The following is a 13,133-nucleotide window of genomic DNA, read 5'->3' as shown; positions in this document are numbered from 1 at the left end:
GCGCGTGGAGATCAAGAGGCGGCACTGGGTGTGGGCGACGGCTCTACTGGCGCTGGCCCTGCTGACGGTGACCGGCTGTGAGAACACGACGACGGACGCGCGGACAGAGCCGACCGCTGTGCCCTCCACGTCCGCGACCCCGTCCACGGCCGTGGCCCGGGTGTGCGCCAGACCCGCGGCCGGGCCGGCGAAGGCACCGGCGGGCGCGGTGACGGTCGACCCCAAGAAGGTCGGTGACCTGGCGGCGAAGACCAAGAGCAACCCCCCGCACACCACGTTCTGGCTCCGGCCGGGCAAGCACCGGCTCGACCCGGACCGCTACGCCCAGGTCATCCCCAAGAAGGGGAACCGCTACCTCGGTGCGCCGGGCGCGGTGCTCGACGGCCGGAAGAAGAACCAGTACGCGTTCGGCGGCAGCGCCCGCGACGTCACCATCCGCTACCTGACCGTGCAGGGTTTCGTCGCCCCGCAGAACGAGGGCGTGGTCAACCACGACTCGGCCGACGGCTGGGTGATCGAGCACGCGACGATCCAGAAGAACTCCGGCGCCGGGCTGATGGCCGGTGCCCGCCAGCAGGTCCGCGCCAACTGCCTGCGCGACAACGGCCAGTACGGAATGAACGCGTACAAGTCCGGCGGTCCCCTCAGCGGCCTGGTCGTCGAGGGCAACGAGATCGTCGGCAACAACACCGGCGACTGGGAGCGGCGGCGCAAGGGCTGCGGCTGCACCGGAGGCATCAAGTTCTGGGCCGTCAACGGCGCCGACGTACGCGGCAACTGGGTGCACGACAACCGCGGCACCGGCTTGTGGGCTGACACCAACAACAACGACTTCCGCATCGAGAACAACGTGCTCGAGGCGAACGACGGGGCCGCGCTGATCTACGAGACCAGCTACAACGCGGTCATCCGGAACAACACGATCCGGCGCAACAACTGGGTCGAGGGCCGCAAGGCGGCCGACAGCGGCGACAGTTTCCCGTTCGCGACCGTCTACCTGTCCGAGTCCGGCGGCGAACCGCGGATCCGAGCCCGCACCGACAAGATCGAGATCTACCGGAACGTGCTGGAGAACAACTGGTCCGGGATCACCCTGTGGGAGAACGCCGACCGGTTCTGCAACAGCCCGGCCAACACCTCGTCCGGTGACTGCACCCTGCTGGTGCACCACACCGACCGCTGCGCGAAACCGGCGATCTCCAAAGCACCGCTCTACGCCGACTGCCGGTGGAAGACCCAGCGGGTGGACATCCACGACAACCGCTTCGTGCTGGACAAGTCCGTCCTCAAGTGCACGGCGAAGTGCGACCGCATGTCGGTGCTCGCCAACTACGGCACCTATCCGGACTGGTCGCCCTACAAGGGGGAAGGGGTGGCTGACGCGATCACCGAGAAGCAGCACAACCGCTGGCACGACAACGCCTACCTCGGACCGTGGAAGTTCGTCGCCCGCGACCCGAGCCAGGTGCTCGACGTCGGGGAGTGGCAGGACGCGCCGTACCAGCAGGACGCGGGCAGCACCTTCCGCGCACAGGCGGGTGGTTGAGATGGCCTGGAACCTGACGCGCACCGGGCCGCCGAGCCGACCGGACACCGCGGGCACGCAGCCCGCCGCGCCGCGCCCGGCCGGCACTCCGAAGATCGTCGGCATCGTCTGGGGTCTGCTGATCCTCAACACGCTCGGCTCCGCCGGTGCGAAGACCATCGTCCCGCTGCCCCGCTCCCTCATCCAGATGGTCACGATGGGCTCGCTGGTCGCCGCGTTCGCCCTGGCGCTCGCGGTCAATCTCCGGCTGCGCATCCGGGGCGGCGCCTTCCTGCTCCTGCTCACCCTGCTGCTGGTGCCGAGCGTGATCTCCAGCGCGGACCTGGAGTCCGGGTTCGGCGCGCTGTTCCGCTGCGGCCGGCTGGCGCTCTTCGTCGGCACGCTGTGGCTGCTCAGCCGCTGGTGGGACGGCGGCCTGACGTTCGCCCGGCACCACATCCGCCTGTACTTCGCGGTGCTCGGGTCGGTGGCCGCCGGCCTGGTCATCTCACCGGGCGCCGCCCTGCCCGAGCTCTACGGCGGACGCCTCGTCGGAGCGTTGTGGCCGCTCACCCCGCCGCAGATCGGACAGTACGCCGCGGTGATCATCGGCCTCACCGTGCTGCTCCTCCTGGGCCGCCGGACCGACAGGACCAGCGCGGCGGTGGTCATCGTGCCGTCACTCGTCCTGCTCGCGCTGACCCATACCCGTACCGCTACGCTCGGCCTGCTCGTCGGTCTTGCCCTGGCGATCGGCTCGCTCATTCTGACCAGCGCCGCCGCCCGCCGGTTCTTCGCCTGGACGGTGCTGTGCGCCACGGTGGCCGCGGTGGGGTTCAGCTCCGCTCTGCAGGCGTGGTTCCTGCGCGGGCAGACCCAGGAGAACTTCTCCAACCTCACCGGCCGGGCCAAGGTCTGGGACGCCCTGCTGGCAGCACCCCGGACGACCTCGGAGCAGCTGTTCGGCATGGGCCTGGGCGACAAGTCGTTCGGCGGGCTGCCCATCGACAACAGCTGGCTCGCCGTGTACGAGGAGCAGGGCCTGATCGGCACCGCCATCGTGGCGGCGATCATCATCGTCCTGGCCGGCGTCGCGTTGCTGCGGCCACCGTCGTTGCAGCGGGCCTGCGCGATCTTCCTGATCAGCTACTGCGCGATCGCGTCGTACACCGAGGCCGGGCTCGGCGATGCCTCGCCGTATCTGCTGCATCTGGCCGTGGCCGCCTCGCTGCTGGCGGCGCCTGCCGCGGCCACCGCGCTGCCCGCGCCCGACGTCCCCCGACGACGCGTGCCGCGCCGGGCCCGGAAACCGGAGGTGACCTGAGCATGCACGTCCTCGTGGTGCACAACCGCTACGCCTCGGCGCAGCCGAGCGGGGAGAACAAGGTCGTCGACCAGGAGGTGGAGCTGCTGCGCGCGGCCGGCCACCGGGTCGAGGTGTTCGAGCGGCGCAGCGACACCATCGCCGACCGGTCCCTGCTCAGCAAGGCCGCCGTACCGCTGCTCGTGCCGTGGAACCCGGCGGTCCGCGGCGAACTCGCCACCCGGCTGCGCGCCGAGCGGCCGGACGTGGTCCACGTCCACAACGTCTTCCCGCTCCTGTCGCCCGCGGTGCTTGCCGCCTGCGCCGACGCCGGTGTGCCCGCCGTCGCGACGCTGCACAACTACACCCAGGTCTGCCCGCCCGGCACGCTGCAACGGGACGGCCGGCCGTGCACCGAGTGCGTCGGGTCGACGCCGCTGCCCGCCGTCCGGCACGGCTGCTACCGGAACTCCCGGCTCGCGACGGTGCCGCTCGCCGTCAGCCTGTCGGTCAACCGGCGGCGCTGGTGGTCCGGCGTGGAGCGGTTCTTCTGCATCTCCGAGGCACAGCGCGACGTGCTGGTGCGATCGGGCATGCCGGCCGAGCGGCTGGCGGTGAAGCACAACTTCGTGCCCGACCCCGGTACGTGCCGTGAGGACGCCGGTGAGCACGTGCTCTATCTCGGCCGGCTCGCGCAGGCCAAGGGAGTGCGGCTGCTGATGGCCGCGTGGGACGAGCTCGCGGCGAGCGGCGGTGTGGGCGTACCGCTCGTGATCGCCGGCGCGGGGCCGCTGGAGCAGGAGGTGACCGCCTGGGCGGCGGGCCGGGACGACGTGCGCTACGTCGGCCTGTACGACACGGCGGAGTGCCAGAAGGCCATCGCCCGGTCGGTCGCCGTGGTGGCTCCCTCGACGTGGCTGGAGGCGTTCGGCCTCGTGGTCGTCGAGGCGATGGCGGCCGGGGTGCCGACCGTCGCCGCCGGGCACGGCGCCTTCGTCGAACTCGTCGAGGACGGGGTGACCGGGCTGCTGCACCGGCCGGGCGAGGCCGCCTCGCTCGCGTCCTGCATACGCCGGATCGCGGTCGAACCGGACCGCAACCGGGAGATGGGCCGGGCGGCCCGACGCCGTTACGAGCAGGGGTTCAGCCCGGCCGTCGGCCTGGAGCGCCTGGTGGAGGAGTACCGCACCGCGATCGCGGGGCGGTCAGCACTGGCTCGTGGCGGGGACATCCGCGCGAGCAGGGGGGATGGGGACAGCACATGACACGATGCCGACTCTGCGGCTCGGAAGCGATGGCGAGCGTCGTCGACCTGGGAGCGACGCCACCGTGCGAGAGCTTTCTCGCCGCGGACCACCTGGACGAGCCGGAGCCCGCGTACCCGCTGCACCTGCGGGTCTGCACGGACTGCTGGCTGGCGCAGATCCCGCCGCTGATCACGCCGGAGGAGACGTTCAAGGAGTACGCGTACTTCTCCTCCTACTCGACCTCCTGGGTGGAGCACGCGCGCACGTTCGTCGCCGACGCCGTGCAGAAGGTGGGTCTCGGCCCCGACGGCTTCGTGGTCGAGGTCGCGAGCAACGACGGGTACCTGCTGAGCCACGTGGTGGACCGGGGGATCCGCTGCCTCGGCATCGAGCCGTCGGTGAACGTCGGCGCGGCGGCACGGGACGCGGGGGTGCCCACCCTCACGGAGTTCCTGTCCCCGGAGACCGGCGCGGCCGTCCGCGCCGAGCACGGTCCGGCGGGCCTGGTCGTGGCCAACAACGTGTACGCGCACATTCCCGACGTGGTCGGGTTCACCCAGGGGCTGCGCGCCCTGGTCGCCGACGACGGCTGGGTGTCCATCGAGGTGCAGCACCTGCTGACCCTGATCGAGGAGAACCAGTACGACACGATCTACCACGAGCACTTCCAGTACTACACGGTCGCGTCCGCGATCCGGGCCCTGGCCAGCGGCGGGCTGAAGCTCGTGGACGTCGAGTTGCTGCCCACGCACGGCGGCTCCATCCGGCTGTGGGCCCGGCCCGCCGAGGTGGCCGGCGAGCCGACGCAGCAGGTGGCCGACGTGCTGGCCCGGGAGAAGGCCGCCGGGCTGCAGGAGCTGTCCGGGTACACCGAGTTCTCCGCGCGGGTGGCCAAGGTGCGCCGGGACCTCCTCAAGTTCCTCATCGAGGCCGCCGAGCGCGGCGAGACGGTCGTCGGCTACGGCGCCCCGGGCAAGGGCAACACCCTGCTCAACCACTGCGGCATCCGGCCCGACCTGCTCCCGTACACGGTCGACCGCAACCCGTACAAGCACGGCAGGTTCACCCCGGGCACCCGCATCCCGATCCTGTCGCCCGAGCAGATCGGCACCGACAGGCCCGACTACGTCCTCGTCCTCCCGTGGAACCTGCGGGCCGAGCTGGTCGAGCAGCTGTCCTTCGTGCACGAGTGGGGCGGCCGCCTCGTCTTTCCCATCCCGGAACTGAGCATTGTCGAGGTCGCGTCCTTGAAAGAGGTCACAGCATGAAGGTCGTTCTGTTCTGCGGCGGTTACGGGATGCGGATGCGCAGCGGCGCCGCCGACGACGTGCCCAAGCCGATGGCGATGGTCGGCCCGAGACCGCTGATCTGGCACGTCATGCGCTACTACGCGCACTTCGGGCACACCGAGTTCATCCTGTGCCTCGGGTACGGGGCGCACCACATCAAGAACTTCTTCCTCAACTACGAGGAGACGACGTCGAACGACTTCGTGCTGCGCGGCGGGCGGACCGAGCTGCTGTCCACCGACATAGCCGACTGGACGATCACGTTCGCGCAGACGGGCATCGAGTCGCCGATCGGGGAGCGGCTGCGCCGGGTCCGCCACCACCTGGACGGCGACGAGATGTTCCTCGCCAACTACGCCGACGTGCTCACCGACGCGCCGCTGCCGGAGATGATCGACCGGTTCGCCGCGCGCGACGCCGGAGCGTCGATGATGGTGGTACCGCCGCAATCGTCCTTCCACTGCGTGGAGTTGGGCGAGGACGGTCTGGTCGGGGGCATCACCGCGGTGAGCGACATGCCGCTGTGGGAGAACGGCGGCTACTTCGTTCTCCGGCAGGAGGTCTTCGACCACATACCGGAGAACGGGGACCTGGTCGCCGACGGATGCGCCCAACTGGCCAAGCAGGGACGGCTGGTGGCACATCAGCACCGCGGCTTCTGGAAGCCGACCGACACCGTGAAGGAACGGGCCGCGCTCGACGACGCCTACACCCGGGGCGACCGCCCGTGGGCCGTGTGGGAGCGGGACGCCGCGGGGGTGAGTGCGTGATCCGGCTCGGGGCCGGTCGGCTCGACCGGATCGTCGCGGTCGGCGCGCACTGCGACGACATCGCCATCGGCGCCGGCGGCACCCTGCTGACGCTGTGCCTCGCCCACCCGGGAATCCGGGTCGACGCGCTGGTGCTCTCCGGCGGCGGCAGTGAGCGGGAGCAGGAGGAGCAGGCCGCGCTCGCCGCCTTCTGCCCGGGCGCCGACCTGCGGCTGACCGTGCTCAAGCTGCCGGACGGCCGGATGCCCGCGCACTGGGAGGAGGCCAAGGCCGCGGTCGAGGAGCTCCGCGAGCGGACCGAGCCGGACCTCGTCCTCGCGCCGCGTACCGATGACGCGCACCAGGACCACCGCGGCCTGGCGAAGCTCATGACCACCGCGTACCGCGACCACCTCGTGCTCCGCTACGAGATCGTCAAGTGGGACGGCGACCTCGGCCGCCCGTCGGCGTACCAGCCGCTGTCCCCGGAGACCGCCGAACAGAAGGTCCGGCTGCTCCAGGAGCACTACCCCTCGCAGCGGCACCGGCCCTGGTACGACCGGGAGGCCTTCCTCGGTCTCGCGCGGATCCGCGGCATCGAATGCCACGCCCGCTACGCCGAGGCCTTCGCCGTCTCCAAACTCACGCTCGATCTCGGCACTTCCACTCTGGGGGAATGAACCTTGCGCGTACTGCTGACCGGACACCAGGGCTACCTGGGCACCGTGATGGCCCCGGTCCTCACGGCAGCCGGACACGAAGTCGTCGGTCTCGACGCCGGCCTGTTCGCCGACTGCGTCCTCGGCCCGCCGCCGGCGGACCCGTCCGGGCACCGGGTGGACCTGCGTGACATCACGGCCGAACACGTCGCCGGGGTGGACGCCGTGATCCACCTGGCCGCGCTCTCCAACGACCCGCTGGGTTCGCTGGCACCGGAACTCACCTACGACATCAACCACCACGCGTCCGTACGCCTCGCCCGGCTGGCCCGCGACGCCGGCGTGCGGCGCTTCCTGTACGCGTCGACCTGCTCCGTCTACGGCGCCTCCGGCGGCGACGACCTGGTGACCGAGGACGCCCCGCTGCGCCCGGTGACGCCGTACGCGGAGTCCAAGGTGCGGGTGGAGGACGACCTGCACGCACTCGCCGACGACGACTTCACCCCGGTGTTCATGCGCAACGCCACCGCCTTCGGCTACTCGCCCCGGCTGCGCGCCGACATCGTGCTGAACAACCTGGTGGGCCACGCGCTGATGTCCGGCGAGGTGCGGGTGCTCTCCGACGGCACTCCCTGGCGCCCGCTGGTGCACGCCGCCGACATCGCGCGGGCCTTCACGGCCGCGCTGTCCGCGCCCCAGGAGGCGGTGCACGACCGGGCGTTCAACATCGGCAGCGAGATCAACAACGTCACGGTCGCCGAGATCGCCGAGCAGGTCGCCGAGGCGGTGCCCGGCTCGAAGGTGGTGATCACCGGGGAGAACGGCGCCGATCCGCGGTCGTACCGGGTGGACTTCTCGCGGTTCCGTGCCGCGCTGCCCGGCTTCGACGTCGAGTGGACGGTGGAGCAGGGCGCGCTCGAACTCGCCGAGGCCTACCGGAAACACGGGCTGGCCCAGGAGGACTTCGAGCGACGCTTCACCCGCCTCGCCGTGCTGCGCGCGGCGTCCGACGCCGGCACCGTCGACGGCACCCTGCGGTGGCGCCGATGACAGGCGCCGGCGAAGAGATGCACGCACTGGTGGAGCGGCTCTACCCGCTCTGCCGGAGCATCACCGGCGACGGTGTGCGCGCCACCCTGGACATCGTCGGTGAGTACGTCCCGCTGCAGGTGCACGAGGTGCCGACCGGGACGCAGGTGCTCGACTGGACGGTGCCGCAGGAGTGGAACATCCGGGACGCGTACGTCGCCGACACCGCGGGCAACCGCGTCGTCGACTTCGCCGCGTCCAGCCTGCACGTGCTCGGCTACAGCGTGCCGGTGTCACGGACCATGCCGCTGGCCGAGCTCCGCGCACACCTGCACACCCTGCCCGACCAGCCGGGTCTGGTCCCGTACCGCACCAGCTACTACAAACCCGAATGGGGGTTCTGCCTGGCCCAGGAGACGCTGGACGCACTGCCGGACGGCGACTACGAGGTGCGCATCGACTCCACACTCGCCGACGGGCACCTCACCTACGCCGAGCACGTCGTCCCCGGGCAGGTCTCCGACGAGGTGATCGTCTCCTGCCACGTCTGCCACCCGTCGCTGGCCAACGACAACCTGGCCGGCATCGCGGTGGCGACGTACCTGGCCAGGGCGCTGGCCGAGCAGACGCCCTACTACACCTACCGGTTCATCTACGCGCCCGGCACCATCGGGGCCATCACCTGGCTGGCGCGCAACGCGGAGCGGATCGAGCGGGTCAAGCACGGCCTGGTGCTGGCCTGCGCCGGCGACTCGGGACAGCTGACGTACAAGCAGAGCAGACGCGGCGACGCGGAGATCGACCGGGTGATGCGGCACGTGCTGTCCGCCTCCGAACGGCCGCACCACATCAACGAGTTCACCCCGTACGGCTACGACGAGCGGCAGTACTGCTCGCCCGGTTTCGACCTCGGCGTGGGCTCGCTCAGCCGGACCCCGTACGCCGGGTACCCCGAGTACCACACCTCGGCGGACAACCCGGACTTCGTCACTCCGGAGGCGATGGCGGACACCCTCGCCGTCTGCCGCGAGGCGTTCGCCGTGCTCGACCGCAACCGGCAGTACGTCAACCTCAGCCCCTACGGCGAACCACAGCTGGGACGCCGCGGGTTGTACGACGCGCTCGGCGGCCGCAGCGACACCAAGCAGGCCCAGATGGCCATGCTCTGGGTGCTCAACCTCTCCGACGGCGAGCACAGTCTGCTGGACGTCGCCGAACGGTCCGCTCTGCCGTTCGACACCGTCGCCGCCGCGGCCGACGCCCTGCACGGCGCCGGACTGATCAAGGCATGACGCCGATGACCACCGAGGGGGAGAAGACGAGGCCGAAGACGGCGAGCGCGCGGCGGGCCGTCGTCGGCCGGCTGTCCTGGGGACTGGCCGACCAGGCGGCCTCCAGCATGACCAACTTCGCGGTGGGCATCTACGTGGCACGCTCGCTCGGGGTGACCGCGTTCGGCGTGTTCAGCCTGGCCTGGCTGACCTACGGCGTGGTGCTCAACGTCGCCCGCGGTCTCGCCACCGACCCGCTCGTGGTGCGCTTCAGCGGCGTGCCGGAGGCGTCCTGGCGTGCGGCGGCCGGCCGGTCGTCGGGTGCCGCGCTCGGCGTCGGTACCGCCCTCGGCGCGGTGTGCCTGCTGGTCGGGCTCGGCCTCGGCGGCCGGGTGGGGCCCGCGTTCGTCTCTCTCGGTGTCGTGCTGCCCGCGCTGCTGCTGCAGGACGCCTGGCGGTTCGCGTTCTTCGCCGCCGGCGCCGGGCGCAAGGCGTTCGTCAACGACCTCGTGTGGGGCGTCGCGCTCGTCCCGGCCATGGTCGTGGCGGCCCGCGTGGGCAGCGTCGCCGCTTTCGTGCTCGCCTGGGGCGTGTCCGCCGCGGTGGCCGCGGCGTACGGCTGCCTGCAGTCCGGCATTCGGCCCCGGGTGACCCAGGCGCGCGGGTGGCTGCGCGAGCAGCGCGACCTGGGCTACCGGTACCTGGTCGAGAACGTCAGCCTCAGCGGCGCGAGCCAGCTGCGGGCGTACGGGCTCGGCGCGATCGTCGGCGTCGGCGCGGTGGGCGCGGTCCGGGGCGCCGAGCTGCTCCTCGGCCCGTTCCTCGCCCTGCTGATGGGGCTCTCGCTGGTGACCGTCGCGGAGGCGGCACGGGTGCTGCGGCAGGCCCCGCAACGCCTCGCCAAGTTCTGCCTCCTGCTGGGCGGTGGGCAGGCCGCCGCCGCGCTGCTGTGGGGCGCCGCGCTGCTCCTGATGCCCGACCGGGCCGGCGAACTCGTCCTCGGCGACGTCTGGCACTCCGCCTCCCAGCTCATCGTGCCGGCCACCCTCGGCGTCGCGGGCAGCGGCCTCGGCACCGGCGCGGCGGCCGGACTGCGCGCGCTCGCCGCGGCCCGGCGCAGCCTGCGCTGCCAACTGTTCGCCTCCGCCTGCTACGTCGGCGGCGGACTCGGCGGCGCGGTCGTCGGCGGCACGGTCGGCTCGGCCTGGGGCGTCGCCGCCGCGACCGTCTGCAGCTCGGCCGTGTGGTGGCTGCACCTGCGGTCCGCCCTGCGCGAGCGCCACCAGAACCCCATCCCCGAAGTGAGGACGCAATGACCGCCCACCCCAGGCTGAGCATCGGCCTGCCCGTGTACAACGGCGAGGAGTACCTCGCCGAGTCGCTCGACGCCCTGCTCGGCCAGACCTACGAGGACTTCGAGCTGGTCATCACCGACAACGCCTCGACCGACGGGACCCAGGACATCTGCCGCAAGTACGCCGCGCAGGACTCCCGCATCCGCTACATCCGGCTGCTGAAGAACATCGGCGCCGCGCCGAACCACAACTACGTGTTCACCCAGTGCCGCGGCGAGCTGTTCAAGTGGGCCTCGCACGACGACCTGTACGCGCGGGACCTGCTGCGGGCTTGCGTGGAGGCCCTCGACGAGCGGCCGGACGTGGTCCTCGCGCACTCCGACCAGGCGGTCATCGACGGCGACGGGCAGGTGAAGGTGCCTTACGAGTACACGCTCGCCACCGACTCGCCCAGCGCGCCCGAGCGCTTCCGCAGCCTGCTGTTCGAGCCCGGCGGCGACGACTTCTACGGGGTGATGCGGGCCGACGTGCTGCGCCGGGTGAAGCCGCACGACAGCTACCACCACGCGGACCGCACGTTCGTCGCCGAGATCACCCTGCACGGGGCCTTCCACCAGGTGCCGGAGCTCCTCTACTTCCGCCGCGACCATCCCACCCGCGCCGAGCGGGCGAACCCTTCCAAGCGCTCCCGGTGCGTCAACCTGGACCCGCGCCGGGCCGGCCCGCTGCACCCGACGCCCCGGCTGCTCGCCGAGTACGTCTGGGGTTTCGCCTCGGCGATCCGGCGGGCGCCGTTGTCGGCGGCCGACCGGCGCGCGTGCCACCGCCACCTGGCCACCTGGATGACCAGCCGGGTCCGTCCGGGCGCCGGCGAACGGGTCGAGGACCGCGCTCCGGTCGACCCGGCCAAGCTCACCGTCTCCGTCGACGCCCTCGTCGCCGGGCGTGAGGGCCGTGCGGGTCGTGAAGGTCGTGAAGGGGGACAGGCGTGACCCCGGTGCGGGTCGGTGTGTTCGGCCTGCTCGGCTCCGGCAACCTCGGCAACGACGGGTCGCTCGAAGCGGTGCTCGGATACCTCCGCGCCGACCACCCGGAAGCGGTCGTGGACGCACTGTGCGGTGGCCCCGAGGCCGTCACGGCCCGGTTCGGGATTCCCGCGACGCGGCTGCACTGGTACCGCGGGGAGTACCGGACCGCGTCGCGGGCGGGCGCGATCGCGGGCAAGGGCCTGGGCAAACTCGTCGACGTCGTCCGTACCGCCGCCTGGGTGCGCCGGCACGACGTGGTGATCGTGCCGGGCATGGGCGTCCTGGAGGCCACGCTGCCGCTGCGGCCGTGGGGCTTCCCGTACGCGCTGTTCCTGCTCTGCGCGAGCGGCCGCGTACTGCGCACCCGGACGGCGCTGGTCGGCGTCGGCGCCGCCCCGATCGGCAACCGTCCGACCCGCGCGCTGGTGCGCTGGTCGGCCCGGCTCGCCACCTACCGCTCGTACCGTGACACCCAGTCCCGGGACGCGATACGGGAGATGGGCGTGGACACCACGCGCGACGAGGTCTACCCGGACCTCGCCTTCGCCCTGCCGACGCCGTCGGCGAGCGCGGCACCGGGCCCGCCGGGCCCGGTCTGCGTCGGGGTCATGGACTTCCACGGCGGCAACGACGACCGTGCCCGGTCCGAGGAGATCCACCGCCGTTACCTCGACGGCACGACCCGGTTCGTGCGCGCGCTCGTCGAGGACGGCAGGCCGGTCCGGCTGCTCACCGGCGACGAATGCGACGCGCCGGTGGTCGCCGCGATCACCGACGCGGTGGACTCACCGCTGGTCACCGCCGCCGAGGCGACCTCGCTGGCCGACCTGATGAAGGAGACGGCGGCCGCCGACACCGTGGTGGCCACCCGCTACCACAACCTGATCTGCGCGCTGAAGGCCGGCACACCGACACTCGCACTCAGCTACGCGGCCAAGAGCGACGCGCTCATGGCGCAGATGGGACTTGCCGCGTACTGCCATCCGGCCCGTGAGGTCGACGCCGACCAACTGATGCAGCAGTTCCGGGCGTTGGAGAAGCGCTCGGCCGAACTGCGCCGGACCCTCGCCGAGCGGAACCTGGCCGCCACCCGACAACTCGCGCATCAATTCACCGCCTTGACCACGGCCCTTTTCCCGGCGACCGCCGACGCCGGCGCCAAAGCCCACGCCCGGCAGGAGACCTCATGAAAGCGACCGCAGTCCCGGAGATCTCCGGCGCCTACCTGTTCGAGCCGACGCCGTACGCCGACGAACGCGGCTTCTTCTGCCGCACCTTCGACGCCGACGTGGTCCGCTCGGTCGGCCTCGACCCGGACGCCTTCATCCAGGACAGCGTGTCCCGCTCGGTCCGCGGCGTACTGCGCGGCCTGCACCTGCGCTCCGGCGCGGGCGAGGCCAAGCTGGTGCGGTGCTCGTACGGGCGGATCTTCGACGTCGTCGTCGACCTGCGGCCCGACTCGCCGACCTACCGCAACGTGGCCTCCTTCGATCTGTCCGGCGAGACGCAGGTGACCCTGTACATCCCGGCGGGGTGCGCGCACGGCTTCCAGGCGCTGACCGAGACCGCCGACACCTCGTACCGGATCGACCGCCCGCACGATCCGGCCGAGGACGTGACGATCGCCTTCGACGACCCTGAACTCGCCATTCCCTGGCCGCTGCCGGTCACATCGATCTCCGAGCGGGATCGGAAGGCGCCGGGACTCGCCGAGGCCCTGAAGCAGAAAGAGAGCTGA

12 protein-coding genes are annotated in these 13,133 nt (G+C 71.6%); all 12 read left to right on the top strand.

Annotated features, from left to right (window positions below):
* Nucleotides 1–4 precede the first annotated feature (4 nt).
* Genes ACQUQD_RS03195 through rfbC form a run of 12 tightly spaced genes read left to right on the top strand, consistent with a single transcriptional unit; the run spans nucleotide 5 to nucleotide 13,133 of the window.
* Nucleotides 5–1,546, top strand: coding sequence for a right-handed parallel beta-helix repeat-containing protein (locus ACQUQD_RS03195; RefSeq protein WP_428950369.1), 1,542 nt, complete (start codon nucleotides 5–7; stop codon nucleotides 1,544–1,546).
* A 1-nt stretch (nucleotide 1,547) separates the two neighbouring features.
* Nucleotides 1,548–2,849 carry an O-antigen ligase domain-containing protein gene (locus ACQUQD_RS03190; protein WP_428950368.1) on the top strand — a complete coding sequence of 434 codons (1,302 nt, stop codon included), beginning with the start codon at nucleotides 1,548–1,550 and terminating at the stop codon, nucleotides 2,847–2,849.
* A gap of 2 nt (nucleotides 2,850–2,851) precedes the next feature.
* Nucleotides 2,852–4,093 carry a glycosyltransferase gene (locus tag ACQUQD_RS03185; protein ID WP_428950367.1) on the top strand — a complete coding sequence of 414 codons (1,242 nt, stop codon included), beginning with the start codon at nucleotides 2,852–2,854 and terminating at the stop codon, nucleotides 4,091–4,093.
* Nucleotides 4,090–5,343 carry a class I SAM-dependent methyltransferase gene (locus ACQUQD_RS03180; RefSeq protein ID WP_428950366.1) on the top strand — a complete coding sequence of 418 codons (1,254 nt, stop codon included), beginning with the start codon at nucleotides 4,090–4,092 and terminating at the stop codon, nucleotides 5,341–5,343. The genes ACQUQD_RS03185 and ACQUQD_RS03180 overlap by 4 nt, the downstream gene beginning before the upstream one ends.
* Nucleotides 5,340–6,134, top strand: a complete 795-nt coding sequence (locus tag ACQUQD_RS03175; RefSeq protein WP_428950365.1) for a glucose-1-phosphate cytidylyltransferase — start codon at nucleotides 5,340–5,342, stop codon at nucleotides 6,132–6,134. Before ACQUQD_RS03180 ends, ACQUQD_RS03175 begins: the two co-directional genes overlap by 4 nt.
* Nucleotides 6,131–6,793, top strand: a complete 663-nt coding sequence (locus ACQUQD_RS03170) for a PIG-L deacetylase family protein (protein ID WP_428950364.1) — start codon at nucleotides 6,131–6,133, stop codon at nucleotides 6,791–6,793. Before ACQUQD_RS03175 ends, ACQUQD_RS03170 begins: the two co-directional genes overlap by 4 nt.
* 3 nt (nucleotides 6,794–6,796) lie before the next feature.
* Nucleotides 6,797–7,822: an NAD-dependent epimerase/dehydratase family protein gene (locus ACQUQD_RS03165; protein ID WP_428950363.1), complete on the top strand. Its 1,026-nt coding sequence runs from the start codon at nucleotides 6,797–6,799 to the stop codon at nucleotides 7,820–7,822.
* The gene (locus ACQUQD_RS03160) at nucleotides 7,810–9,093 is read left to right on the top strand and encodes a DUF4910 domain-containing protein (protein WP_428950362.1); all 1,284 of its coding nucleotides are present in this window, start codon (nucleotides 7,810–7,812) and stop codon (nucleotides 9,091–9,093) included. Before ACQUQD_RS03165 ends, ACQUQD_RS03160 begins: the two co-directional genes overlap by 13 nt.
* A gap of 5 nt (nucleotides 9,094–9,098) precedes the next feature.
* On the top strand, nucleotides 9,099–10,388 hold the full coding sequence (locus ACQUQD_RS03155; protein WP_428957439.1) for a hypothetical protein: 1,290 nt from the start codon (nucleotides 9,099–9,101) through the stop codon (nucleotides 10,386–10,388).
* Nucleotides 10,385–11,359 carry a glycosyltransferase family 2 protein gene (locus ACQUQD_RS03150; protein WP_428950361.1) on the top strand — a complete coding sequence of 325 codons (975 nt, stop codon included), beginning with the start codon at nucleotides 10,385–10,387 and terminating at the stop codon, nucleotides 11,357–11,359. Before ACQUQD_RS03155 ends, ACQUQD_RS03150 begins: the two co-directional genes overlap by 4 nt.
* Complete coding sequence (locus ACQUQD_RS03145; RefSeq protein ID WP_428950360.1) at nucleotides 11,356–12,585, top strand: polysaccharide pyruvyl transferase family protein; 1,230 nt, start codon at nucleotides 11,356–11,358, stop codon at nucleotides 12,583–12,585. Before ACQUQD_RS03150 ends, ACQUQD_RS03145 begins: the two co-directional genes overlap by 4 nt.
* On the top strand, nucleotides 12,582–13,133 hold the full coding sequence (gene rfbC, locus ACQUQD_RS03140; protein WP_428950359.1) for a dTDP-4-dehydrorhamnose 3,5-epimerase: 552 nt from the start codon (nucleotides 12,582–12,584) through the stop codon (nucleotides 13,131–13,133). The genes ACQUQD_RS03145 and rfbC overlap by 4 nt, the downstream gene beginning before the upstream one ends.

It is taken from the genome of Streptomyces sp. cg35 (assembly GCF_050410835.1).
Classification (GTDB): domain Bacteria; phylum Actinomycetota; class Actinomycetes; order Streptomycetales; family Streptomycetaceae; genus Streptomyces.
The sequence above is the reverse complement of the archived record's forward strand: the minus strand, read 5'-3'. Positions and strand labels throughout refer to the sequence as shown.